The organism is Kaistia soli DSM 19436, assembly GCF_900129325.1.
GTDB lineage: Bacteria > Pseudomonadota > Alphaproteobacteria > Rhizobiales > Kaistiaceae > Kaistia > Kaistia soli.
The window spans coordinates 61130-85281 of the sequence record NZ_FQUP01000010.1 but is presented as its reverse complement, the minus strand read 5'-3'; the positions used below and the strand labels follow the sequence as shown (position 1 = coordinate 85281).

The 24152-nt window shown below is 64.2% G+C and carries 29 protein-coding genes and 2 pseudogenes; 24 read left to right on the top strand and 7 right to left on the bottom strand.

The genetic code is table 11. From position 1 onward, the window contains the following. The 6 genes and pseudogenes from BUB39_RS24045 to BUB39_RS24020 form a co-directional block, all read left to right on the top strand. Positions 1-514: pseudogene (locus BUB39_RS24045) on the top strand (phosphomannomutase/phosphoglucomutase); the annotation flags it as partial. A gap of 114 nt (positions 515-628) precedes the next feature. Beyond that, positions 629-1639: an aldose epimerase family protein gene (locus BUB39_RS24040; protein ID WP_073058592.1), complete on the top strand. Its 1011-nt coding sequence runs from the start codon at positions 629-631 to the stop codon at positions 1637-1639. Between the two features lie 75 nt (positions 1640-1714). Next, the gene (locus tag BUB39_RS24035) at positions 1715-2248 is read left to right on the top strand and encodes a hypothetical protein (RefSeq protein WP_139251606.1); all 534 of its coding nucleotides are present in this window, start codon (positions 1715-1717) and stop codon (positions 2246-2248) included. 181 nt (positions 2249-2429) lie between these two features. Next, entirely contained in the window at positions 2430-3686 is a 1257-nt protein-coding gene (locus BUB39_RS24030; RefSeq protein WP_073058590.1) for a GTP cyclohydrolase II, read from the top strand. A 98-nt stretch (positions 3687-3784) separates the two neighbouring features. Continuing rightward, positions 3785-4186 carry an NUDIX hydrolase gene (locus BUB39_RS24025; protein WP_073058606.1) on the top strand — a complete coding sequence of 134 codons (402 nt, stop codon included), beginning with the start codon at positions 3785-3787 and terminating at the stop codon, positions 4184-4186. Between the two features lie 212 nt (positions 4187-4398). Then, positions 4399-5622: a URC4/urg3 family protein gene (locus tag BUB39_RS24020; protein ID WP_073058589.1), complete on the top strand. Its 1224-nt coding sequence runs from the start codon at positions 4399-4401 to the stop codon at positions 5620-5622. 9 nt (positions 5623-5631) lie between these two features. Here the strand turns inward: BUB39_RS24020 and lspA are convergent, their stop codons facing one another. From lspA to BUB39_RS24005, 3 genes are read right to left on the bottom strand one after another with little or no spacing between them, the layout of a single operon-like run. Continuing rightward, positions 5632-6132 (bottom strand): signal peptidase II, encoded by a 501-nt coding sequence (gene lspA, locus BUB39_RS24015; RefSeq protein WP_073058588.1) that lies wholly within the window; start codon positions 6130-6132, stop codon positions 5632-5634. Further along, on the bottom strand, positions 6129-6968 hold the full coding sequence (locus tag BUB39_RS24010) for a TrmH family RNA methyltransferase (protein WP_073058587.1): 840 nt from the start codon (positions 6966-6968) through the stop codon (positions 6129-6131). The genes lspA and BUB39_RS24010 overlap by 4 nt, the downstream gene beginning before the upstream one ends. Then, a complete protein-coding gene (locus BUB39_RS24005; protein ID WP_073058605.1) occupies positions 6968-7936 on the bottom strand; it encodes a class I SAM-dependent methyltransferase in 969 nt (322 codons plus the stop codon). The genes BUB39_RS24010 and BUB39_RS24005 overlap by 1 nt, the downstream gene beginning before the upstream one ends. 216 nt (positions 7937-8152) lie before the next feature. On the opposite strand from BUB39_RS24005, the gene BUB39_RS24000 reads away from it, so the two are divergent. The 4 genes from BUB39_RS24000 to BUB39_RS23985 all read left to right on the top strand — a co-directional run bounded on the left by BUB39_RS24000 (position 8153) and on the right by BUB39_RS23985 (position 10926). Continuing rightward, positions 8153-8830, top strand: a complete 678-nt coding sequence (locus BUB39_RS24000; RefSeq protein ID WP_073058586.1) for an SRPBCC family protein — start codon at positions 8153-8155, stop codon at positions 8828-8830. Positions 8831-8953: 123 nt separating this feature from the next. Beyond that, a complete protein-coding gene (locus BUB39_RS23995) occupies positions 8954-9205 on the top strand; it encodes a (2Fe-2S)-binding protein (RefSeq protein WP_073058585.1) in 252 nt (83 codons plus the stop codon). A gap of 92 nt (positions 9206-9297) precedes the next feature. Then, complete coding sequence (gene bfr / locus BUB39_RS23990; RefSeq protein ID WP_073058584.1) at positions 9298-9783, top strand: bacterioferritin; 486 nt, start codon at positions 9298-9300, stop codon at positions 9781-9783. 174 nt (positions 9784-9957) lie between these two features. Further along, positions 9958-10926, top strand: coding sequence for a nucleoside hydrolase (locus BUB39_RS23985; RefSeq protein ID WP_073058583.1), 969 nt, complete (start codon positions 9958-9960; stop codon positions 10924-10926). 9 nt (positions 10927-10935) lie between these two features. Here BUB39_RS23985 and BUB39_RS23980 read toward each other — a convergent pair whose 3' ends face one another. From BUB39_RS23980 to BUB39_RS23970, 3 genes are all read right to left on the bottom strand, one after another. Then, positions 10936-11514 carry a TadE/TadG family type IV pilus assembly protein gene (locus tag BUB39_RS23980; protein WP_073058582.1) on the bottom strand — a complete coding sequence of 193 codons (579 nt, stop codon included), beginning with the start codon at positions 11512-11514 and terminating at the stop codon, positions 10936-10938. Between the two features lie 11 nt (positions 11515-11525). Further along, positions 11526-12074 (bottom strand): TadE/TadG family type IV pilus assembly protein, encoded by a 549-nt coding sequence (locus BUB39_RS23975; RefSeq protein WP_175561943.1) that lies wholly within the window; start codon positions 12072-12074, stop codon positions 11526-11528. Positions 12075-12220: 146 nt separating this feature from the next. Next, the gene (locus BUB39_RS23970) at positions 12221-12724 is read right to left on the bottom strand and encodes a pilus assembly protein N-terminal domain-containing protein (RefSeq protein ID WP_175561942.1); all 504 of its coding nucleotides are present in this window, start codon (positions 12722-12724) and stop codon (positions 12221-12223) included. A 671-nt stretch (positions 12725-13395) separates the two neighbouring features. On the opposite strand from BUB39_RS23970, the gene BUB39_RS23965 reads away from it, so the two are divergent. The 14 genes and pseudogenes from BUB39_RS23965 to BUB39_RS23900 all read left to right on the top strand — a co-directional run bounded on the left by BUB39_RS23965 (position 13396) and on the right by BUB39_RS23900 (position 23142). Further along, on the top strand, positions 13396-13572 hold the full coding sequence (locus BUB39_RS23965; RefSeq protein WP_073058580.1) for a Flp family type IVb pilin: 177 nt from the start codon (positions 13396-13398) through the stop codon (positions 13570-13572). Positions 13573-13611: 39 nt separating this feature from the next. Continuing rightward, positions 13612-13788 carry a Flp family type IVb pilin gene (locus BUB39_RS23960; RefSeq protein ID WP_073058580.1) on the top strand — a complete coding sequence of 59 codons (177 nt, stop codon included), beginning with the start codon at positions 13612-13614 and terminating at the stop codon, positions 13786-13788. Between the two features lie 39 nt (positions 13789-13827). After that, positions 13828-14004 (top strand): Flp family type IVb pilin, encoded by a 177-nt coding sequence (locus BUB39_RS23955; protein WP_073058578.1) that lies wholly within the window; start codon positions 13828-13830, stop codon positions 14002-14004. Positions 14005-14043: 39 nt separating this feature from the next. After that, a pseudogene (locus BUB39_RS23950) lies at positions 14044-14130 on the top strand (Flp family type IVb pilin); the annotation flags it as partial. A 13-nt stretch (positions 14131-14143) separates the two neighbouring features. Then, complete coding sequence (locus BUB39_RS23945) at positions 14144-14320, top strand: Flp family type IVb pilin (RefSeq protein ID WP_073058578.1); 177 nt, start codon at positions 14144-14146, stop codon at positions 14318-14320. A gap of 40 nt (positions 14321-14360) precedes the next feature. Continuing rightward, positions 14361-14531, top strand: a complete 171-nt coding sequence (locus tag BUB39_RS23940; protein ID WP_073058577.1) for a Flp family type IVb pilin — start codon at positions 14361-14363, stop codon at positions 14529-14531. Positions 14532-14641: 110 nt separating this feature from the next. Beyond that, the gene (locus BUB39_RS23935; protein ID WP_073058576.1) at positions 14642-15160 is read left to right on the top strand and encodes an A24 family peptidase; all 519 of its coding nucleotides are present in this window, start codon (positions 14642-14644) and stop codon (positions 15158-15160) included. Positions 15161-15274: 114 nt separating this feature from the next. Continuing rightward, positions 15275-16081 (top strand): Flp pilus assembly protein CpaB, encoded by an 807-nt coding sequence (gene cpaB, locus BUB39_RS23930; protein WP_073058575.1) that lies wholly within the window; start codon positions 15275-15277, stop codon positions 16079-16081. Then, on the top strand, positions 16078-17628 hold the full coding sequence (locus BUB39_RS23925; RefSeq protein ID WP_084527929.1) for a type II and III secretion system protein family protein: 1551 nt from the start codon (positions 16078-16080) through the stop codon (positions 17626-17628). Before cpaB ends, BUB39_RS23925 begins: the two co-directional genes overlap by 4 nt. Before the next feature lie 15 nt (positions 17629-17643). Further along, on the top strand, positions 17644-18417 hold the full coding sequence (locus BUB39_RS23920; RefSeq protein ID WP_084527927.1) for a CpaD family pilus assembly protein: 774 nt from the start codon (positions 17644-17646) through the stop codon (positions 18415-18417). Continuing rightward, positions 18417-19712 (top strand): CpaE/TadZ family protein, encoded by a 1296-nt coding sequence (locus tag BUB39_RS23915; RefSeq protein WP_073058574.1) that lies wholly within the window; start codon positions 18417-18419, stop codon positions 19710-19712. The genes BUB39_RS23920 and BUB39_RS23915 overlap by 1 nt, the downstream gene beginning before the upstream one ends. Next, complete coding sequence (locus tag BUB39_RS23910; RefSeq protein ID WP_073058573.1) at positions 19712-21148, top strand: TadA family conjugal transfer-associated ATPase; 1437 nt, start codon at positions 19712-19714, stop codon at positions 21146-21148. Before BUB39_RS23915 ends, BUB39_RS23910 begins: the two co-directional genes overlap by 1 nt. Before the next feature lie 5 nt (positions 21149-21153). Continuing rightward, the gene (locus BUB39_RS23905) at positions 21154-22158 is read left to right on the top strand and encodes a type II secretion system F family protein (protein WP_073058601.1); all 1005 of its coding nucleotides are present in this window, start codon (positions 21154-21156) and stop codon (positions 22156-22158) included. Between the two features lie 9 nt (positions 22159-22167). After that, the gene (locus BUB39_RS23900; protein WP_073058572.1) at positions 22168-23142 is read left to right on the top strand and encodes a type II secretion system F family protein; all 975 of its coding nucleotides are present in this window, start codon (positions 22168-22170) and stop codon (positions 23140-23142) included. A 30-nt stretch (positions 23143-23172) separates the two neighbouring features. Here BUB39_RS23900 and BUB39_RS23895 read toward each other — a convergent pair whose 3' ends face one another. Further along, on the bottom strand, positions 23173-24009 hold the full coding sequence (locus BUB39_RS23895) for a tetratricopeptide repeat protein (protein ID WP_073058571.1): 837 nt from the start codon (positions 24007-24009) through the stop codon (positions 23173-23175). Positions 24010-24152: the final 143 nt, after the last annotated feature.

Sequence of the window (24152 nt, the reverse complement as noted above, 5' to 3'; positions counted from 1 at the left end):
TATCAAGCGCCGCGTCAACGCGCTGAACGCGCTCGCCGGCTTCGAGAAGTCGGGCCACTACTTCTTCAACAAGCCGGTCGGCCGGGGCTATGACGATGGTCTCGTCTCGGCGCTCGCGATCCTCGACATGCTCGATCGCAACCCCGGCAAGAAAATGTCGGAGCTGAAGAACGCGCTGCCGAAGACCTGGGGATCGCCGACGATGTCGCCGCATTGCGACGACGAGACCAAATATGGCGTCATCGACAAGGTGGTGAAGCGCTTCGAGGACATGAAGGCGAAGGGCGAGCCGGTCGCCGGCCAGACGATCGTCGACCTCGTCACGGTCAATGGCGTGCGCGTCGTCAACGAGGACGGCACCTGGGGCCTCGTGCGGGCCTCGTCCAACAAGCCGGAAATGGTTGTCGTGGTGGAAAGCCCGGTCTCCGAGGCGCGGATGCGCGAGATGTTCCACGCCATCGACGGCGTGCTGCGCGAGAATCCGGAAGTCGGCGCCTACAACCAGACGATCTGACGACCGACAGGTGGCCGCCCGAGGCCGCCTGTTCACAGCCGTCCTTTCCAGCGTGGCGCGGCGCTTCCCTCTCGTCTATCGTCGGATGAAAGACAACTCGGGAGACGCCCTGCCATGCCAGTCACACCCTTCGGCAAGATGCCGGATGGAACCCCCGTCGAGGCCGTGACGATCGCGGCCGGCGGGCTTTCGGCCACCGTGATCACGTTCGGGGCTGTGATCCAGGACATCCGCCTCGCCGGCGTTCCACATCCCCTGGTACTCGGCTTCCCGACGCTCGATGCCTATCTGCGCAATCCCAATTATTTCGGTGCCGTCGCCGGCCGCTATGCCAATCGCATTGCCGGCGGTCATTTCGCGCTCGATGGGACGCTCATCCAGCTTCAACAGAACGAGGGCGTCAACCATCTGCATGGCGGTGCCGACGGATATGGCACGCGGATATGGACGCTGCTGCGCTCCGACGCGTCGAGCGTGACGCTCGGCCTCGTCGATGCTGCGGGCACCAATGGCTATCCGGGCACGCTGACCGTCGAGTTGACCTATTCGATCGAGGCGCCGGCAACCCTGCGAACCAGCATCAGCGCCACCACCGACGCACCGACGATCGTCAATCTGGCCCAGCACAGCTATTTCAACCTCGCCGGCCATGGCGACATTCTCGGTCATCAGCTGACCATACCGGCCGAAACCTATCTGCCGATCGACGCCGGAAAGATCCCGACGGGTGAGCGCCGGCCTGTAGCGGGGACGGATTTCGACTTTCGCCAACCCCGGCCGATCGGCAAGGGCGACGGAGAGATCGTCGATACCTATGACCACAATCTCATCGTGACCGATGCGAAGACCGACGCGCCCCATCTCCTGGCGCATCTCGCCTCGCCGGAAAGCGGCGTTGCGCTCGACGTGCTCTCGACAGAGCCCGGCGTGCAGTTTTATGGCGGCCACATGGTTGCGGTCAGCGATGCGGGATTGAACGGTGAGGTCTATGGGGCGAATGCTGGCCTCTGCCTGGAGCCGCAGCTCTTTCCGGATTCGCCCAACCAGCCGGGTTTCCCGAGCGCGGTGTTGCGGCCTGGCGCGGTTTACCGGCAGGAAACGTTGTTTGCGTTCAACCGCGGCTGAGCCTTGCGGCGGCCACGGCAGGCACGCTAACGGCAGGCGGTTCACCGCTGACGGGGCGGCGGGATGTTGGTTCTGATGCTTAGAAACGAGGGCAATCTCATGGGGCGTGACATCCTTTTCCGTTGGGCCGGTTCGGCGCTTGCCGTGCTCGCCATCGCCGGCTGCGCAAGCACATCGGTCGTGCCGCTGTCGGCGGATACGATCCAGGTGACGGCGCAGGCCGATCCCGACTGCGGTCCGCGCGGCGCGCAGCAGGCGGCGCTGAAGCGCGCGGCCGTCGAGACGCTGCGGCGCGGCTTCGACAACTTCGTGGTCCTCGGCATCCAGCAGGCCAATAACACGCGCGTCGTTGGCTATACGCCGGTGCAGGCACAGACGACGACCGATGCTGTTGGCACGGACTGGGGCAATACCAGCTATGTCAGCGGCCGGTCGACCACGACCTATTCCGGCGGTCAGGCCGTCGTTGGCGGCAGTTTCGACCAGAACATGACGGTCCAGATGTTCCGCGTCGGCGATCCGGGCTTCGACCGGGCTATTTCGGCGCGGGCGACGCTGGGTCCGAATTGGCAGAAGGCTGTCGCCTCCAAGGATGACGATTTCTGCTAAACCGGCGGAAGCGTCATTTTCCTCGGTCGTGACCCGATCACCGTGACATGACGGTTGGAGTTCGTTGAGCCGCAGGCGCGGGCGCCGCGTGGCTCAACAATCTCCTTCCTTTCCGTCGCGCGCCACCCCATTCTCAGGACTTCCAGCAACTACCGGGCGCGCCCGGCCGGAAGGCCCTCCCATGAGCAGCAATCGCTCGACGCATATCCGCCTGACGTCCCATCCCGGCGCGCAGGCGCCGGTTCGTTTTCCGATCCATTGGGGCGAGGCCGATCCCCGGAAGCGCGGTCCGGTGATTGGGACCGTGGTCAATCCCGCCGACCGCAACGTCATCGGCACGCATGGCGGCTCTTATTCGCTCTACCGTGCGCTTGCCGTCTCGTCGGGGGCGCTCAATCCCATCCAGCGGCCGGATCTGCGCAATACCGCGCCGGTGATCGAGATCGGTCCGCATCCGCAATGGTCGGCGCCGGGTAAGATCGTCTCGCTCGATCCGTTCGGTCACCAGGCCGCCCAGATCTTCGCCGATCGCATCGCCGAAGGCGTGGACATCCGCCCGACGATCGCAATCACCAAAGCGCGCCTCACCATGGCCGAACTGCATGAGGCGATCCGGCTGAAGCGGCTTACGATCGACGGCGACATCGTGCACGAAAATGGCGACGTCTCGGTCGTGAAGGCCGCGATCGACCCGGTCTGGCACCTTCCGGGCATCGCCGGGCGCTTCAACGTTTCCGAGGACCAGCTGAGGCGGACGCTGTTCGAGCAGACTGGTGGCATGTATCCGGAACTCGTCACACGGCCGGATCTCGACGTGTTCCTGCCGCCGATTGGTGGCATCACGATCTATGTCTTCGGCGATCCTGCCGCGCTGTCCGATCCGAAGCGGACGCTGGCTTGCCGTGTCCACGACGAATGCAACGGCTCTGACGTGTTCGGCTCGGATATCTGCACCTGCCGACCGTATCTCATCCAGGGCATCGAAGAGTCGATCAAGGAGGCGCAGAAAGGCGGCGTCGGGCTCGTCGTCTATAATCGCAAGGAAGGCCGGGCGCTCGGCGAGGTCACCAAGTTTCTGGTCTACAACGCCCGCAAGCGGCAGGAGGGCGGCGATCAGGCCGCGACCTATTTCGAACGCACCGAGTGCGTCGCCGGTGTGCAGGATGCCCGCTTCCAGGAGCTGATGCCCGACATCCTGCATTGGCTCGGCATCACCCGCATCGATCGCTTCATCTCGATGTCAGACATGAAGCATGACGCCATCACGAGGTCTGGCATCGAGATCGTCGAGCGCGTGCCCATCCCCGAGGACCTCATTCCGCCGGACGCCCGCGTCGAGATCGATGCCAAGAAAGCCGCCGGCTATTTCAGCGCAGCGCCGCCACCCTCGGCGGAGGACTTGACGAAGACCGTCGGCAGGCCGCTAGAAAAGTATTGAGGGGTGATCGCGCGCTGAGCGCGGTCGCGTCAAGACTTGTGGACGCGAGGAGCCGCGGGCTTGGCCCGATCGCCTCGGGCAAGAGGGAGAAACCGGCCTTGCGCCACTGCGCGTGCGCGATCCTCGTCCAGGATGGGCGGCTGCTGCTCGGCAAGCGCGCGCCGCACCGGAAAGCCTATGCCGGTAAGTGGGACGTGATCGGCGGTCGAGTCGAAGATGGCGAGGCGCTCGAGGACGCGCTTGTGCGAGAGCTGCGCGAAGAGATCGGGGTGGCGCCACTCGAGTGGGAGGACCTGTGCAGCCTCCCAGACATGGGACCGGAAGCCCAGGGACCGTCCACCTACCACATGTTCGCCGTACGCGCCTGGACGGGCGGCCAGCCGAGAATCGCGAACCACGAACATTCAGCGCTGCGCTGGTTCACGGTCGCAGAGGCGTCTGCGCTGGCCGACCTTGCGATGGATGAATACCGATCGATGTTCTGGGGGCTGAGGTTCTGAGGTTGATCGCGCTCGCGAATCCTTCCGCCGCCGAGTGGAGTTGGTTAGCCGCGGGAGCGCTGCAGCGATGCAGGAGCACAATACCCGGCGGCGGCAAGCCCGTGGTTGTCATCGTCCCCCCGATTTCAGCTTTCGCCGGAATGACGGCTTTACAGGCTCGGCCTGTGGTGCAATGAGGCCCTCGTCGATGTTCAGTTCAGGGATCATCCGCTTTGGCCACAGCTTCCTCGCTTCTTTCCGCCGCTGCCGTCCGTGAGCGGGCACATCGGATTTATGAACTCGGCATCGAGGGCGAGCTCGAGCACTTTGACGTTCATCTGGAGAAGCTGCCGTCGACGGCGGATTTCGTCCTGGAAACGATGCGGCAGAACTACCCCGAACTCGATATGCCCTTCCATTCGCGCTGGCGCCATTTCGAGGCCGGCCAGATCGCGCGCTGGGCTGGCCTTGCCGAGGCGGCTGGGCTGACCGAGGATCCGGTCCGCTTCGGGCGCGCGGCCTATGACCTGGCGATCGTCAGCGTCCTGCTGGATGCTGGCGCCGGGCCCGACTGGCGCTATGTTGAGCAGGCGTCCGGCGAGACCTTCGTGCGTTCGGAAGGGCTGGGCGTCGCGAGCTTCGCCATGTTTGTCTCGGGGCTTTTCTCCAGCAACCCGGCCGATCCGCTGCGGGCCGATGCTGCCGCGCTTGCGGCGCTGACGGCAGAAGAACTCGCCGAGGGCTTCCAGGCTGGTCCTGACAATCCGATCGTTGGGCTCGAAGGCCGCGTTCAGCTGCTGAATGCGCTCGGGCGTGCAGTGGCGGAGCGGGCCGACATTTTCGGTGAGGACGAGGCACGGCCGGGCGGGCTGTTCGACAAGGTGCTTGAGGGTGCCGAGGGTGGCAAGGTCGCGGCGCCGGATGTCCTGAAGTTGGTGCTCGATGGGCTCGGCTCGATCTGGCCGAGCCGCATCACGCTCGATGGCGTGACGCTCGGCGACACGTGGCGGCATTCGAAACTGGTCACCGACGATGTCACCACGCATCTCATGCCGTTCCACAAGCTGTCGCAGTGGATGACCTATTCGCTGCTGGAACCGCTGATCTGGACTGGGGTCGAGGTGGTCGATGTCGACGGTCTGACCGGGCTGCCGGAATACCGCAATGGCGGGCTCTTCATCGACATGGGCGTGCTGGTGCCGCGCGCGGCCGATGCCACCACGCGGCTCTGGCGCGCCGGCGACGAGTTCATTGTGGAGTGGCGGGCGCTGACCGTGGCGCTGCTCGATCACACGGCCGACATGATCCGCGAACGGCTCGGCGTCGACAGCGTCGCCTTGCCGCTCGCCAAGGTGCTCGAGGGCGGTACCTGGTCGGCCGGCCGGCGTGTCGCGGCGGAGAAGCGCGAGGGCGGCGGCCCGCCGCTTCGCATCGAGAGCGACGGGACGGTGTTCTGAGAGCCCGGCTCAGGCTTTCCTGCCGCCCAGCAGATAATGCCAGGCGAGCAGGATAGGCCCGATGGTGAGCGCGACATCGGCGAGGTTGAAGACGAAGAGGCCGCGATCACCGAGGTGGAGATAGAGAAAGTCCACCACATAGCCGAAGCGGATGCGATCGATGAGATTGCCGATGGCGCCGCCGGTGATCAGTGCGAAGCCGATGGCGACGATGCGGCCGCCTTCGATCGCCGTCGACCAGAGATAGAGCACGACAAGCGTGATCAGCGCCGTGCCGCCGACAAGCAGCAGGCTGTCGAAGCCATGACCGAGTGAAAACGCGATGCCGGTGTTGTGGACGCGATAGAGCGCCAGGATCGGCAGCAACTCGATGAACTGCTGATAAGCGAGCTTCGCCTCGGCGACTGCCTTCGAAAGCTGGTCGATCACGACGACGACGGCCACGATCGAAAGGCCGAGCCGGGAGAGCGGTCCCGGCGGCCGCGCGGTGACGGAAACGGCTTTGGTCATGCGAGCTTCAGCCTGTCGCGGCGGATTTCGAACAGCATGACGCCGGTCGCTATCGCGAGGTTGAGCGAATCCGCGCGTCCGACCTGCGGAATCTTGACCAGCGTGTCGCAGGCGGCGGCGAAGCGATCGTCGATACCCGACTGTTCATTGCCCATCAGCAGCAGAACGGGCTTGTCGTAGTCGACCGCGCGGTAGTCGTGCTTGCCGGAGAGATGCGTGCCGACGACAATGCCCGGCCAGCGTTTCCGCCATTCGAAAAAGTCGGCCACCGAGAGGCGGGCGAGCGGCATGTGGAAGATCGAGCCCATGGTGGCGCGCACGGCTTCGACACCAAAGGGATCGACAGTATCGCCGACGAGGATCACGCCCTCGGCGCCGACTGCATCCGACGTGCGGATGATCGTGCCGAGATTGCCGGGATCCTTGATCCCTTCGAGCGCCACCCAGACGCCTGCCGGGCCCGGGCGGATCGTCTGCGGATCGGTCAGCCGCTGCTCGAAGACCCCGACCACCATTTGCGGATTCTCGCGCCGCGTGATCTTGGCGAGGACGGCTTCCGAGACCTCGAGCACATCGCCGCCGCGCGCATGCGCCCGCTGCGCCACCCGCTGGACGACGGGATGGTTCGCGACCTTGGCGCCATAGACGAGAATGCGGATCGGCCAATCCTCCTCGACGGCGTCGGCGACCAGCTTCATGCCTTCGGTGACGAAGAGGCCGCTCTCCTTGCGGAATTTCGGCAGCGAGAGGGCGCGGATTTCCTTGATCGTCGGATTGGTGAGGCTCGTCACCACGCGGATCTGGCCGGGAATCGGGATCGATGTCTCGTCAGCCATTACGCGTTCCTCGACCAGCGCGAGAACAGCGATGTCGACAGGACGCGCCCGCCACCTTCCTCGCGGATGAGCAGTTCGCCCGATTCGAGCGTGCCCGGCAATCCAGCCAGCGCCTCGGCGGAAAGCTCGTGGATCGCCATGAACGAGGCGCGGATCGAATAGGCCGAGAGGCAGAGGAACAGCGCGTCGTCGGCGAGCAGCTGCCGGCAGAGCCGCATCATTTCCGGCAGCTTCTCGAAGATGTCCCAGACCTCGCCGTTCGGGCCGCGGCCGAATTTCGGCGGATCGAGGATGATGCCGTCATAGCGGGAGCCGCGGCGCACCTCGCGCTGCACGAACTTCATCGCGTCGTCGACGATCCAGCGCACCGGTAGATCGGCGATGCCCGACATCGCCTGGTTCTCGCGCGCCCAGCCGATTGCCTTCTTCGACGCGTCGACATGCGTCACCTCGGCGCCGGCGAGGGCCGCCACGAAGGAAGCAATGCCGGTATAGCCGAAGAGATTCAGTACTTTGGGACGTCGGGTCGCCTGTTTGCAGAGGCGCGCGAACCAGGCCCAGTGCATTTCCTGCTCGGGGAAGAAGCCGACATGGCGGAACGCGGTGAAGCGGCCGAGAAAGCGGATCTCGTTGTCGCCCGTCTCGCGCGGCAGCTTCCAGGCCATCGGCCAGGTCTCGCCGATCGGTTTCTTGTAGCGCCAGCGCCCGTCCGAGTCCTCGTCCTTGGCGCCGGTGAACACTGCATCGGCGCTGTCCCACTCGGCTTCCGACAGCCGGGGCGCCCACAGCGCCTGTGCTTCGGGGCGAACGATCCTGTAGCGTCCATAGCGCTCGAGCTTGCGGCCGTGGCCGCTGTCGATGAGGGCATAGTCCGGCCAGCCCTCGGTCTCCAGCATCAAGGGCCAGCGCGCGGCGGGATGGCCATCGCTGCGCAATTCGGGCTTCTCGGCGGGCGGAGGATTCTGCATTTCGGGTTCATAGTCTGCGCTCGTGCGAAAGCCAACCTTCTTCACGGTTTCAGTGGCAAGTGCCGGCCAGGACCCGCGACTTGTCGTTGCCCTATTGGCCGTGCCACCGTAAAGCTCTGTCGACGGCGGCCGATGGATCGCCTGCAACGGTTTCGCCGTTATCAAGCGTGAAGCAGTGCCAGCGTATTCCGGCATTGCGTAGGGAAGGGTGCTCCCATGGAAATGAACGGCGAATATCAGATCCCCGCGCGCCGCGAGGTTGTCTGGGCCGCGCTGAACGATCCGGCGGTTCTCAAGGCCTGCATTCCAGGCTGTGAGGCGCTGACACGCACCGAGGACGGCCGGATGAGCCTGACCGTCAGGACCAGGATCGGTCCGACCGAGGCGACCTTTGCCGGCACCGTGACCTTCGCCGATGTCCGCGCGCCCGAGCGCTGCACGATGCTCGGCGAGGCGGATGGCGGGCCCGTCGGCACCGTCAAGGGCGCCGCCGACGTCCAGCTTGTCGAGGAGGGCGAGGCAACCTTGCTCTCTTATGCCCTGAAAGCCCAGGTGGGCGCGCAACTGGCGCAGCTCGGATCGCGGCTCATCGATACATCCGCCAAAACACTGGCCGATGGTTTTTTCGCGGCCTTTGCCGCGCGTCTTGGAGGAGAAATGACTGTGACTGCGCCGCCGCTCGCAACCCCGGGTCCTGACGAGGCCGCCGAGGAAGAACTCGTGGATCGTATCGAGCATCGCGTTGACGATGAGGCTGAAAACGTCGCTGAAATTGCCGAGGAGGTCGAACAGGAAATCGAAGTGGCGGCCGGCCGCGGCGTGCTTGGCGGGCCCTATGTCTGGGGACTGTTGGCCCTGCTCGTGGTCATCGTGGCGCTCGCCATCATGCGGTGACGCGGCTGCCTCGCCCCATGCGGCAACGCACGCGCGATCGGCTGTGGCCGAACCGCATCGGAAGCCCTATGTTGACCGGCAGCTTCCACTTTGCCGTTCAACGCGGCGTCCGAAGAGCCGCCTATGATCGTCTGTTCCTGTAATTTTCTCTCCAAGGCTGACATTCTCGCGACCGCGGAGATGCTTCAGCGCGAGCAGCCGGGCAGGCCGTTGACCCCGGCGCGCATCTATCGTGCCCTCCAGGTCCGCGCCCAATGCACTGTGTGCTTTGCACTCGTGCGACGCCTCGTCATGGAATCCGGCCTTGCCGTGACCTGTCCCGAACCGCTCGGCTCAGGCTCGGAGGATGAGCGCGATCCTGCCCTGTTTGCCTAGCCACCCGCGTTGCGGCGTGTCGCATTGTCTATTTGACGCTCGCGGCCGAGCAGCCTAGCTTCCTCTGGAATCATTCCAGAAGGAGAGCCGACATGAAGGGTGACGCGCGGGTCATCGAGCATCTCAACCGGGCGCTGCGGTTGGAGCTTACAGCCGTCAACCAGTACTGGCTCCATTACCGGCTGCTTGAGGACAAGGGCTTTATCAAGCTTGCCAAGAAGGAGCGCGCCGAATCGATCGAAGAGATGCACCATGCCGACCGGCTGGTGGCCCGCATCATCTTCCTCGAGGGCTTCCCGAACATGCAGGTGCTCGATCCTTTGGAGATCGGGCAGACGATCGAGGAGATTCTCGAGGCGGACCTGCGCGGCGAATACACGGCTCGCAACTACTACAAGGAAGCGCGCGACGGTTGCCACGAGGCGGGCGACTATGTCTCGATGAAGCTGTTCGAGGAGCTGATGATGGACGAGGAGGGGCATATCGACTTCCTCGAGACCCAGCTCGACCTGCTGCGCGAAATCGGCAAGGAGCGCTACGCCCTGCTCAATGCGGCGCCGGCCGACGACGCCGAATAGTCATTCCGACCCGATCGGAACAGCATCGAACGGCCGCGCTCGCGCGGCCGTTTTCTTTGGCAGCCTGCCTGTAATTTGCCATGGCTGCACACCATCCGATTGCTTGACGGGATGTCAGGCCGCCGCCTAGTTTCTGCCGCCCGTTGCTCCTAAACCCGCAAGGATTCCGGTTTCATGCCCAAGAAGCTCATTCTCGACGTCGACACCGGAACCGATGATGCCGTCGCGATCATGCTCGCCGCGCTGCATCCGGAGATCGAGCTCGTCGGCGTGACGACCGTCAACGGCAATGTCGAGGTCCAGTTCTGCACGGACAATTCGCTGCGGGTGCTCGATCATATCGGTCGCTCCGACATCCGCGTCTATGAGGGCGCCGACCGGCCGTTGGTACGCACGGGTCATCCGGTCCCCAAGCGCTACGAGGATGGCGGCGAGAAGTACCATGCCGAGAAGCTGCCGATCCCCGATGCAATCTCAAAGAAGGCCGAGAAGACCGCTGTCGAGTTCCTGATCGAGACCTATCGCGCGGCGACGGATCCGATCGTCCTGATGCCCGTCGGCCCGCTCACCAACATCGCTGCAGCGCTTGCCGCAGATCCGGGCTTCGTCAAGCGCGTGCCCGAACTGATCATCATGGGCGGCGGCTACGCCTTCGGCAATGTGACCGCCACGGCCGAATTCAACATCTGGGGCGACGCGGAAGCCGCGGCGCGCGTGCTGAATTCTGGTTTCGAGAAGATCACGCTGGTGCCGCTCGATGCAACGCACCAGGCGCTGATGACGCTTGCCGATTGCGATCGTCTCGCCGCGCTCGGCACGCCCGCCGCGACCGCGACGGCCGAGATCGTCCGCTTCCGCATCGACGTGCACGACAAGTACCAGAAGATGGGCGAGGAGGGTGGGGCCGCTCCGGTGCATGACGCGGTCTGCGTCGCCTATCTCGTTGATCGCGACATCCTCGCGACGCGCCCCTATTTTGTCGAGGTCGAGACGGCGAGCCCGCTGACGGTGGGGACGACGATCGTCGACACGCAGCGCCGCACCGGCTTCCCGGTGAATGTCGATCTGGCGCTCACGGCCGATCCGCGCCGCTTCGTCGACATGCTTGCCGAGACCTTCGCCAAGCCGCATGGCGGCCGCTGAGAGGCGCGCTCAGCAGGTCGGCCCGGTGATCGCCTTGCCGAGCCGGGGCTGCTGCAGGATGCTGTCCTTCATGTCGAAGGTGCCGGTCAGCACATAGCCGATCTTCGGCGTGAAGGCATAGCTGGCATCGACCATCACGAGAAAGCCATTGGCGACGGCAAGATTGGCCGGCACGCTCACCGTGCCGCCCTTTGCCGGGCAGGTGGCGCCGTTGAAGGCCTGGGCCCAGGCGACGGTCGCCTTCTTGTTCGCATCCATGCTTACGCCGATGACCGTCGCTTTCAGCAGCGCTTTTTCGTAAGGCTCGACGATCGATTTGCCGGCACCGAAGATGTCGGCGACGCTCGCAGCTGACAGGTTCTGACTAGACTGAGCGACCAGATCGGCCATCGCGGCCGTGGCGTGGTTGAGCTTGCGCTTGATGCTGACGGCGTCGTTGACCTCGACGCCGCCGATATAGAGCGTCAGCATCATCGGCAGGATCAGCGCGAATTCGAGCGCCGCCAGCCCGGACGCCGATTGCAGGAATCGCGAGCGGTGGAGGCGGGTGAGGATTGCGGCGAGGCGGTTCGGAAGGGCGATCTGCATCGGTCCGGCTCTCACCAATTGAAGGGTTCATTGCGGAAGGCGGCGACGGCGTTCAGGAGCTTCGTCTTGCCGTCCGATCCGTTGCCGAAGGTCGCTAGCCGATTGAGCACGATCGGCCAGTCATAATAGACGCGCACAACGACGATGTCGGAGCCGTGGCCGGGGCTATAGGCGAAGTTGCTGTCATCGAGCGAACCATCCGCCTTGACCGGCGTCGTCAGCGTCATGGCACCGAAGCTTGATGCCGTCCGTACGTCGACCTTGATCTTTGTGCAGTCGAAGAATCCGCCCGCCTGTGAGCAGACGCTGTCACGGAATGTGTTGATGCTGAATTTCTGCTGCTGCGCTTGACCGGTGCGGATCAGCCTTGCGGCGCTGTTGGTTGCGGTGTCCAGCGCGCTGTCGGCGAGCATCATGACGCCGGTTTCCAGCATGCCCGCGACGAGCCCCAGAAAGGGCAGCGCGATCAAGGCGAACTCGACCGCGGCCGCGCCGCGATTGTTGCGCCAGAAACGGCGGCGCAAGCGGGCCGGCTGTGCCCCAGCGCTCAAAGCGGCCATGACGGATGTTCCCCGGCGGGTGCGCGCCATGCGCACGCCTTTGCCTTGCCCTCAGCTATCAGGCAGGAATTGAGGAATGTTTGTCCGCTTTGTCGAAAATCCGGCCGGTTTCGGCCAGGTTTCGTTAACCCTAGCCTCGTCGACGGCTAGTTCGGCTGGCCGGTTGCGCCCTGCACGATCGAATTGCGGCCAGCGAGCTGCGACTGCGCTTCGGCAAAGGCGGTGGTGGTGTCGCCGAGCGTCAGCACCGGCTGGCAATCCGGCGCACAGGAAAAACTGCGTCGGTCGGCTCCGGAATAGACGGTAACCATCTGATCGTCAGACGCGGAAACGGTGACCAATTCGTCGGCGATCGGTTCGCCGGCTTCGTCGAGCACGATGAGATTGGTGGTGCCGAAGCTCCGGCCCGTGATGATCAGTGTCTGCCGGTCCTGGATGGTCGCATCGGCGATGGCCGGGTTGCCAACGACGACGGTCGCGGCAGGCCGGGAGATGCGCATGACCTTGGCGCGGTCCATCTTGATCGCCAGCGGGTCGCTGGCATGCGCAATGCCAATGGCTGCCGACAGCGCGAGCGGGACGCAAAGCGCGAGCGCCACGAGACGTGCCCGCGGCGCGAGGCGGCGCGAAGGCGCGGGGCTCCGGTTCATCAGCATGGCTCGGGAAGTCCTCATCTCGAAGCATGGCGCGGCGGGCGCTCAGTTCTCTTCCTCCAGCATGGCGAAGGATGGTGAATGAAGCTTTAAGCGGACGCCCCGCCGCGTGATTGCCGACGTTCCCAGCTCGGCGTTTCCCAACATTGGATGAGAAGGAGCGGCCCCCGTGTGCGGGCGCGCGCGCTTCATCTCATCGTTTGACGCCGGCGCGATCGCTCAGGGGCGAAGTGACCGCCGCCATCCTTGGCGCCGCTCATGCCTGCCTCCGCCATTCCGCCTCGTTCGTTGACGGTCCCGTCCACGATCCCTCGGGCATGCGGCAAGGCTCGCGAACGGCGGAAGCGGCGTGTCAGTGATGGCGACAGAGATACCGTCGAACGGGCGATGTTGGCACATGCTCAACAGAACGTTAGTCGCGATGATGAACCAGCGGTAAATAAAAGAACAGCGATTTGAAAAAGCGATAAATTACAATTGTCTCCAGTTTAGCCGGAGAATTGTGGTTAACTTTCGGTAGAAAGATGCCAGATTTACTCGAATTTGATTTAACTAAGGCTCAGGAGCTGGCTGCTAAGTTGATCCTCGTTGGGGGCCACGAACGAAAACGAAGTGAGCCTCGGGATAGCAAGTCTATTTAGTCAAAACTCAAGTATCGGGGAAATCCTATGAAGTCTCTCTTCGTCCGCTTCGTGAAGAACGAGTCCGGCGCCACCGCGATCGAATACGGCCTGATCGCTGCTCTTATGAGCGTTGGCATCATTCTGGGCATCACCGCGCTCTCGGGCAATCTGTCGACCGCCTTCACCAATCTCGGCAACACCGTCCAAAACGCGACCAACTAAGTCGTCGCTTCTTCCAACACGAACCATAGGAACACAGCCATGAAGTCTCTCTTCGTCCGTTTTGTGAAGAACGAGTCCGGTGCCACCGCGATCGAATACGGCCTGATCGCCGCGCTGATGAGCGTCGGCATCATCCTGGGCATCACCGCGCTCTCGGGCAATCTGTCGACCGCCTTCACCAATCTCGGCAACACCGTCCAGAACGCGACCAACTAAGTCGTCGCTTCTTCCAACACGAACCATAGGAACACAGCCATGAAGTCTCTCTTCGTCCGTTTTGTGAAGAACGAGTCCGGTGCCACCGCGATCGAATACGGCCTGATCGCCGCGCTGATGAGCGTCGGCATCATCCTGGGCATCACGACGCTCTCTGGCAATCTGTCGACCGCCTTCACCAATCTCGGCAACACCGTCCAAAACGCGACCAACTAAGTCGTCGCTTCTTCCAACACGAACCATAGGAACACAGCCATGAAGTCTCTCTTCGTCCGTTTTGTGAAGAACGAGTCCGGTGCCACCGCGATCGAATACGGCCTGATCGCCGCGCTGATGAGCGTCTAGGAACACAGCCATGAAGTCTCTCTTCGTCCGTTTTGTGAAGAACGAGTCCGGTGCCACCGCGATCGAATACGGCCTGATCGCCGCGCTGATGAGCGTCGGCATCATCCTGGGCATCACGACGCTCTCTGGCAATCTGTCGACCGCCTTCACCAATCTCGGCAACACCGTCCAGAACGCGACCAACTAAGTCGCTAAGGCGCTGCTGGCGCTAGACCCAGGAGGTCTCGATGAAGTCGATCCTCTTCAGGCTCCTGGCAGACCGAACCGGCGCCACCGCCCTCGAATATGGACTGATCGCTCTTTTCATGAGCGGAGCCATAATCGCGGCGTTCCCCGCGCTGCGAGATGCCGTTCAGGCTCTCTACACAATCGTCGGTGCTTCCATGGCTGCCGCCTGACCGCTGACGCAAACCGGCATCCGCCCGATGGGCGGGCGCACCTCCAACCTGGGCATTGCGTCTCCTGCGGGCGGCGCAATGCCTGGATAGCATCCAGCGGGGGAGCAACCATGACCGCCTTCATCGATATCGCACTCTATCTCGCCTTTCCCGCCGCGATGGCGCTGGGCGCAGTGTCCGATCTCACGACGATGACGATTCCTAACCGCCTTTGCGCGGCCCTGGCGCTGCTGTTCCCCTTCGCCGCCGTTGCGGTCGCGATGCCGATCGCGGTTTTCGGAATGCATATCGCAGCCGGCATGCTCGTCCTTGCCGTCGGTATCCTGTTCTTCTCCCGCGGCTGGATCGGCGGCGGCGACGCGAAACTGGCTGCAGCCGTCGCGCTCTGGTTCGGCTTCGATCACATGACGCCATTCCTGCTCTATGCCGGCATATTCGGCGGGGCGCTGACCCTCGCCATCCTCGCTTTCCGTTCGATCATGGTGCCGGCCTTCGCGCTGCGCCATGACTGGGTGATGCGGTTGCACGACAAGACTGTCGGCGTGCCCTACGGCATCGCGATCGCAGCCGGCGCCATGATGATCTATGCCGAGACACCGTTCATGGCGCTCGCAGCCGGCTGGATCTGAAGTCTTGGTAAGACTTCGTTAAGCAGAAATTCTCATCTCTCGTTAACCATAGATATACCACTTTTGGGCGAGATTGCGCTCACAAGTGGACTCATCCCAAAGAGGAATGGCGCGATGAAGACGGCGCGTGTCGCAGTGATCGGGGTTGCCGTCGTGGCAGGCCTGACGGCCGCGCTTCTGGCGAGGCAGCTTCTCAATCGGCCCGCCCCTGTCGCAGCCGTCGCAGCTGGTCCGGTCATTGCCTCGGCCGATGTCCTGGTCGCGAGCCGCGACCTGCCGATGGGGTCTGCCCTCGATGCCGCTGCCTTCAAATGGCAGAGCTGGCCAAAGGACGGTCTTTCCGCCAGCTACATTACGCGCGATGCCAAGCCTGGCGCTGATACGGAGCTGACCGGCTCGATCGCGCGTTCGAGCTTCGTCGCCGGCGAGCCGATCAACGAAGCGAAGCTGATCCGATCCGACCGCGGCTTCATGTCGGCGATCCTGCCCGCAGGGCAGAGGGCGGTCGCAACCGCGATCTCGGCCGATACGTCGGCCGGCGGCTTCATCCTGCCGAATGACCGCGTCGACGTCATCATGACGCGCAAGCTCGACAACACGGGCGGCTCACAGGACCGCTTCTCCACGGAGACGGTCCTCAGCAATGTCCGCGTGCTGGCGATCGACCAGACCCTCGGCGAAAAGGACGGCGAGAAGGTCGTGGTCGGCCAGACCGCGACGCTCGAGCTGTCGGCTGAGCAGGCGCAGATCCTGACGGTTGCCCAGCAGATGAGCCAGAAGCTGACTCTGGCGCTCCGTAGCCTCGCCGACGCCACGGCGAGCGCCGATCCCGACGCGGTGCATCTCATTCAGAACGGTGGCGAGCGCGGCGGCGTCCGCATCGTCCGCAACGGCGTCACCCAGCAGGTGGAAACACGATGATTTCGAAGCCTGCCGCGACGTTTTCGGCGAAGCCGTTCATGATCACTCTCAGCCGGGCATCGGCGCTTGGCCGCTTCGCGATGGCCGCAACCATCGCGGTGAGCCTTGGGGGCATGCCGGCCGCCGTTCAGGCCGCAAGCACGGATTCGACCGTGTCACTGCCAATGGGCGCATCGCAGACCCTCTCGCTCGGCTACCACAAGTCGAAGATCATCGACCTGCCGAAATCGGCACGCGACGTCATCGTCTCCGATCCGCGCATCGCAACGGCCGTGCTGCGCGACTCGCGCCGCATCTTCCTGACAGGCGTCACAGTCGGCCAGGCCGACCTCTTCGTGCTCGACCAGAGCGGCCAGCAGATCCTGCACCTGTCGCTGCTCGTCGAGCGCGACACGGCGGCGCTGCAGACGACGCTGCGCCGGCTGATCCCCGATTCCAATATCCACGTCGAGCTCATGAACGACAACATCGTGCTGACCGGCACGGTGAAGAATGCCGGCGACGCCAACAAGGCGCAGCAGCTGGCCGACATGTTCGGCAATGGCAGCCAGAACACGGGCACAAGCGTCAGCCAGTCAAGCGCGAGCGGCGGCGGCAGTGGCGGAACGGGTAGCGGCGTCGCCAGCGACGCGGACGGCAACGCCCGCAAGAGCAATGTGCTCAATCTCCTGACAATCGAGGGCGAGGACCAGGTCCAACTCAAGGTGACGGTCGCCGAAATCGACCGCAACGTCGCCAAACAGCTCGGCGTCAACATCACCGCTGTCGGCGGCCAGATCGCGGCGCTGGCGACCAACAACCCCTTTGCGATCGCCGGCCCGCTGTTCTCGCCCGTCAACAAGGCTATCGTCGCCTCGGCCGGCGGCGGTTCGGGTGTCGCTGCCGAGCTTCAGGCGATGGAGCAGAACGGTACCGTCCGCGTCCTGGCCGAACCCACGCTGACCGCCATCTCGGGTGAACCGGCGACGTTCCTTGCCGGCGGCGAGTTTCCGGTTCCAACAGGCTATGACGCGACGAACAACCAGCTCACCGTTGCCTACAAGTCCTACGGTATTTCGCTCGGCTTTACGCCGATCGTGCTCTCTGAAGGCCGGATCAGCCTCAAGGTGAAGACCGAGGCGTCCGACATTTCGAATGAGGGCGCCGTGTCGATGGGGCAGTACAAGATCCCGAGCCTCAAGGTGCGCCGTGCCGAGAGCACGATCGAGCTGCCGTCGGGCGGCTCGCTGGTGCTCGGCGGCCTGCTGCAGGACAATATCCAGCAGGCGCTGACCGGATTTCCCGTGCTCATGGACGTGCCGATCCTCGGCTCGCTCTTCAAGAGCCGCGACTTCAAGCGGAACCAGACCGAGCTCGTGATCATCGTCACGCCCTATATGGCGAAGCCGGTCGCGCGCACCGCGCTGGCGCGGCCGGATGATGGCTTCGAGACCCCGAGCGATGCGTCGGTGACGTTCCTCGGGCGGCTCAACCGGATCTACGGCACGGTCGGCAATCCGGTGCCGCGCGGCAATTACGCCGGCTATTACGGCTTCATCTACGATTGATCGGGCGGGGACATCATGAATTCGCTGTATCGGCTGAAGTTCGGCAGTCTGCTGCCGGCCGCCGCTGCGCCGCGCTCGAAGCGCGTGCTGGCGCCGCTTGCGGCGCTGGTGCTCGCCTCTGTGCTCGCCGGCTGCGCCAACACCACCTATGACGTGACCGGCGCCGTGCTGGGGCCCGACGACTATCGCTATCGACACCCGATCCTGATCGATCAGCAACTGACGACGCTCGATGTCCCCGTCGGCACCGAAGTCCCCAAGCTCGCCCCGCGCATGGTCGGCAATATCACCGGCTTCGCGCAGAAATATCGTGCCTCCGGCGCGGGCACGATGGCGATCGTTGTGCCGAGCAACAGCCCCAATGCCAGGAATGCGCAAGGCATCGCGCGGCAGACGGCCAATGCGCTCGTTGCAGCCGGCGTGCCGCGCCGCCAGATCGATGTCCGCACCTATCCAGCCGGCGCCGAAGAGGTCGGAGCCCCCATTCGTCTCGCCTTCGCGCGGATCGGCGCCCATGTCGACGGGTGCGGCCAGTGGCCGATGGAAGACCAGAAGATGTGGATGAAGACGGAGAACCGCAGCTACTACAATTTCGGCTGCGCGACCCAGCAGAACCTTGCGGCCACCACTGCCAATCCGCTCGACCTGCTCTATCCGCGCGGCATGACGCCGGCCGATGCGACGCGGCGCATGGTGGTTCTCGGCAATTATCAGCAGGGCAAGAACCCGTCCGGAACCTATGCCGGACTCGACAACATCAACACGATCTCGGGCCTTGGAGGCAACTGATGCTGAGCCTCGCGATCGACAAGAGCGTCGCCGAACCAACCCCGCAGGCGGCAGCGGCAGCGGCATCGCTCGCCGATGTGCGGCCGATTCCACGGGTCTCGATTCAGGTATTCTGCGAGTCACCGGACCTCGCGGCCGTGATGGAACTCGCAGCCGCGGACCGGCGGATGGCGCGGGCGCATGTCAAGGTCCAGATGGGAGGCCTCGCCGCAGCCGGCGAGTTCTACCGCCAGGCACCGACGCCAAACCTCATCATGGTCGAGTCGCGACAGACCGGCGACAGGCTGATCGCCGAACTCGACCATCTCGCCGAGGTCTGCGACAGCGGAACCAAGGTCGTGGTGATCGGTCATGCCAATGACGTCGAACTCTATCGTCGGTTGATCCGACGCGGCGTCAGCGAATATCTCGTCGTGCCGCTCGACATGGCGCGCGCCATCAAGACGGTCGCCGACCTTTATCTCGACAGTGCCAAGGCCCCGCTCGGCCGCTCCATTGCTTTCATCGGTGCCAAAGGCGGCGCGGGATCGTCGATGATCGCGCACAATGTCGGCTGGGCGATTGCCAAGGCATTCGACAGCAATGTCGTGATCGCCGATCTCGATGTCGCCTTCGGCACCGCGGGGCTCGACTTCAATCAGGATCCGGCGCAAGGGATCGCCGATGCTCTCAACGCGCCGGAGCGGCTCGACGATACCTTCCTCGAACGCCTGCTTGCGCGCTGCTCGGATAATCTCAGCCTGCTCGCGGCGCCGGCGACGCTCGACCGTACCTGCGATTATGACGAGACCGTCTTCGAAGGGATTGTCGAGGTGGCGCAGGCCGGCGTGCCGGCGCTCGTCTTGGACGTTCCGCATGTCTGGACGGCCTGGGCGCGGCGCACGCTGATCGCGGCGGACGAGATCGTGCTCACCGCCGAGCCGGATCTCGCCAATCTTCGCAACGCGAAGAACCTCATGGATCTCCTGCGGCAGCTGCGCAGCAGCGACGCGCCGCCCCGTCTGGTGATCAACAAGCAGGGCGTGCCGAAGCGCCCGGAGATCAAGGTCGCGGACTTTGCCGCGGCGCTCGGCATCGAGCCGATCGCGGTCATTCCCTTCGAACCGCAATTGTTCGGAACCGCCGCCAACAACGGCCAGATGATCGCCGAAACCGACCCGAAAAGCGGGGCCGCGGCTGCCTTCGATCAAATCGCGCAACTGGTGACCGGCCGTTCCGAGATCAGGCAGAAGAAGTCCGGTGCGCTCGCGCCGCTGCTGGCCAAGCTGCGCGGCAAGAAGAGCGGATCAGCCTGATGTTCGGAAAGCGGGGAGCAACGCCTGACAGGCCGGCCGCACGGCCAACAGGTGTCGTCGCCGTCAGGCCGGCGGCGCCATCTGAGCCTGTCCCTCAGGTCACCGCACCGCCGATCATCGAGGACAGTGGCGGCCGTTCTGACGATTTCTACGCCACCAAGACGACCATTTTCGCCGCGCTGATCGAATCCATCGATCTCGGCCAACTCGCAAAACTGGATCTCGATTCCGCGCGCGAAGAAATCCGCGACATCGTCGGCGACATCGTTTCGCTCAAGTCGATGGTGATGTCGATCGCCGAGCAGGAAGACCTGCTTGAGGACATCTGCAACGACGTGCTCGGCTATGGACCACTCGAGCCGCTGCTGGCCCGCGACGACATCGCCGATATCATGGTCAACGGCGCCGGCCGGACCTATATCGAAGTGCAGGGCCGCGTTCAGCTGACGCCCATCCGCTTCCGCGACAATACGCAGCTGATGAATATCTGCCAGCGGATCGTCAGCCAAGTCGGCCGCCGCGTCGATGAATCGAGCCCGATCTGCGATGCGCGCCTGCCCGATGGTAGCCGTGTCAACGTGATCGCGCCGCCGCTCGCCATCGACGGGCCGACGCTCACCATCCGCAAGTTCAAGAAGGACAAGCTGACGCTGCCGCAACTTGTCCGCTACGGCACGATCACGCAGGAAGGCGCCACGATCCTCGAAGTGATCGGGCGCTCGCGTTGCAATGTCCTGATCTCCGGCGGCACGGGCTCCGGCAAGACGACGCTGCTCAATTGCCTGACCGCCTCGATCGAACAGACCGAACGCGTCATCACCTGCGAGGACGCGGCCGAGCTGCAATTGCAGCAGCCGCATGTCGTCCGGCTCGAGACGCGGCCGCCCAATCTGGAAGGCGAGGGCGAAGTCACCATGCGCGACCTCGTCAAGAACTGTCTGCGCATGCGGCCCGAGCGGATCATCGTCGGCGAGGTTCGCGGGCCAGAGGCGTTCGACCTGCTGCAGGCGATGAACACCGGCCATGACGGCTCGATGGGGACGCTGCACGCCAACAGCCCGCGCGAGGCCCTGTCGCGCATCGAATCCATGATCACGATGGGCGGGTTCAGTCTGCCCTCCAAGACGCTGAAGGAGATGATCGTCAATTCGATCGACGTCATCATCCAGGTGATGCGCCTGCGCGATGGCTCGCGCCGCATCACGCATGTCACGGAAGTGCTGGGTCTCGAAGGCGACGTCATCACGACGCAGGACATTTTCCTCTACGACATCCTCGGCGAGGACCAGAACGGCCGCATTATCGGCCGGCATCGCTCCACCGGTATCGGCCGCCCGAAATTCTGGGAGCGCGCTCGCTATTTCAACGAGGAGAACCGCCTGGCGGCTGCGCTCGACGCAGCCGAGACGGGCGAGGACGCGGTCGGAGCGGCTTGATCAACATGCTGGGATCTACAGGGCTGATCGCTGCCATCGCCTTGCTCACCATGCTGAGCGTCGGCAGCATCGCCTATGTGATCCTTGCCGGGCGCATCCGCGCCGAAAACCAGATCGAGAACCGCCTTGCCGGACTGCAGGCCAAGACGGTGGCGGCGGCCGCGGCTGGCCGGACGAGCGATGCGACGCGGCGGCGCAAGACGATCCAGGACACCCTCGAGGAGATGGAGCGCAATCAGAAGGCGCGCCAGAAGCGGACAGATTCACCGCCCCTGATGCTGCGCCTGCAACAGGCCGGCCTCAATTGGACCCGCCGCACCTTCATTGCCATCAGCGTCACGATTGCCCTCGTTGTCTGCGTCATCGCCTATGTCTCGGGTCTGCCGCTTTATGCCGTGGCTGCCGCGACGATCGGCGCGGGCCTCGGCCTGCCGCGATGGATCGTCAGCTATCTGCGCAAGCGCCGCTTCAAGCTGTTCCTCGCCGAGTTTCCGAACGCGGTCGATGTCCTGGTGCGCGGTATCAAGTCGGGCCTTCCGGTTAGCGATTGCATGCGCATCATTGCCAATGAAGCCAAGGAGCCGGTTCGCAGCGAATTCCGCCTGATCGTCGACGAGCAGCAGGGCCTTGGCCTGCCGCTCGCCGATGCCGTCGCCCGGCTGCCTGAACGCGTGCCGGTCACGGAGGCGAATTTCTTCGCCATCGTCATCGCGATCCAGCAGCGGGCCGGCGGCAATCTCTCCGAGGCGCTCGGCAATCTCTCGCGCGTCCTGCGCGAGCGGGCGAAGATGTCCGGCAAGATCAAGGCGATGAGCATGGAAGCCAAGGCTTCGGCCTGGATCATCGGCTCGCTGCCTGTCCTGGTGATGGTCATCACCTTCATGAGCAGCCCCAAATACATCCTTCTTCTCTTCACCCACCCGCTCGGCAACGTCATCCTCGGCTGCTCCGCCGTCTGGATGCTGATCGGCATCCTGGTGATGCGGAAGATGATCGACTTCAAGTTCTAGGCGGGCGGCATGCTGCAGACCATCATCGAGACGCTGACCGACCCACAGGTGCTGATCGCCGTCTTCTCCGCGATCACCGTCGCCGCGACCATCGTCGGCATCGCACTGCCGCTGATGGATCGCGACCGGCTGCCGGCGCGGATGAAATCGGTGGCGCTCGAGCGCGAGCGCCTCAGGGCCCGCGAGCGGGCCAAGCTGGAACGCACCCGTATCTCTCTGCGCACCGAGCCGCGCGCCTATATGCGAAGTGTGGTCGAACGCTTCAATCTGCGCGAGGCTCTCGTCGACGAGAACACGGTCAGTCGGCTCCGCATGGCCGGCTATCGCGGCCAGGCACCATTGACGGTCTTCCTGTTCTTCCGCTTCGTCCTGCCCTTCGCGGTCTTCGCCGCGGCACTTGTCTATTTCATGCTGATCTCGACGATGGAGCAGTCTGGCTTCGTCAAGTTCTGCTATTCGCTGCTGGCTGGTGGCGTTGGATTCTACCTGCCGGTGATCTTCATTTCCAACAAGGTCCAGAGCCGTCAGAGTTCGATCAAGCAAGCTTGGCCGGATGCGCTCGACCTTGTGCTGATCTGCGTCGAGTCAGGCATGTCCGTCGAGGCGGCGTTCCGCAAGGTGGCGGAGGAGATCGGCACCCAGTCACCGCCGCTTGCCGAGGAGTTCCTGCTGACGACGGCCGAATTGTCCTATCTGCCCGATCGTCGCCAGGCCTATGAAAACCTCGCCCTACGCACCGGCCTCGATCCGGTGAAGAGCGTCGTCATGGCCCTGACGCAGGCGGAACGCTACGGCACGCCGCTTGGTCAGTCGCTGCGTGTCATGGCGCAGGAGAGCCGCGACCAGCGGATGAATGAGGCGGAGAAGAAAGCCGCCGCCTTGCCGCCGAAGCTCACCATTCCGATGATCGTGTTCTTCCTGCCGGTGCTGTTCGCCGTCATCGCAGGTCCGGCGGCGATCCAGATCATGCAGATTCGCCACTAGGCCCCGCCGGTATCGGTCCGGCCTGGCGGCTCAGCCGGCGTTCTGGATGGCCGGCATTGGCTGCGAAGTCGTACGCGTCGGCTGCGTGCCCTGCTTCTGCCGCGCCAGCATCGCCTGGAGATAGGCGATATTCTCCTCCGCCTGCTGCGGCGAGAGCTCGGTGCGAGCAATCTGCTGCGCTTCGGCGAAGCGGCCCTGGAGCCCCACGACCAGCGCGAGATTCTGTCGGACGCGGCTGTCGGCGCCGGGCTGGGCAACGGCGACGCGCAGCACCTTTTCCGCATCCGGCAACTGGCTGGTCAGCACATAGGAGATGCCGAGATTGGAAAGCACCGTCGGATCGTTCGGCTGGATCGCGAGCGCCTTCTGATAGAGCGCGCGCGCGTCATTCGACTGGCCGAGCTGATCGAGGATAGCGCCCTCGGCCGAAAGTAGCCGCCAGTCGGGCTGGTCCGGGGTCTGCGCACGGCGGACCGCATCGAGCGCCTGTTCGAACTGGCCGTTCGCCGCGAGCGCCTTGCCATAGGCCGCCAGCACCTCGCGATCGGTCGAGAAGCGGATCGCCGCCTTTTGCAGCACGGCGACGGCCTGATCGGTGTTGCCGACGCGGCGCAGTGCGGCGGCGTAGTTGAGGGCATTCTGCTTGTTGGCCGGATCCTTGGCGTAGCGACCGCCCCAATATGAGACTGCCTGCTGGAAGTCTGCGGCCGTCATCGGCTTGCCGACTGAGCCGGTCGTGGCCCGATCAACCCCGGAACCCGTCGTACAGCCGGCGAGGGCCAGCTGCGCCACCAGCATCGCGCCGGCGAGCGGCCAGCCAAACCGGCGGACGATCGAGGGTTCGGAACGGATGGCGGCAGGCGGCATGGCAAAGACCCGAGGGATGTATCGAGACGCGGGAAGCATGCCGTGAAGCAATAATTGGTTAACCCTAATGACTGGTTAATCGGCCAAGTTCGACGCGCTGCCTGCGGCCCTGTCCAATCGACGCATTGCCCGGCGGGGGAGGT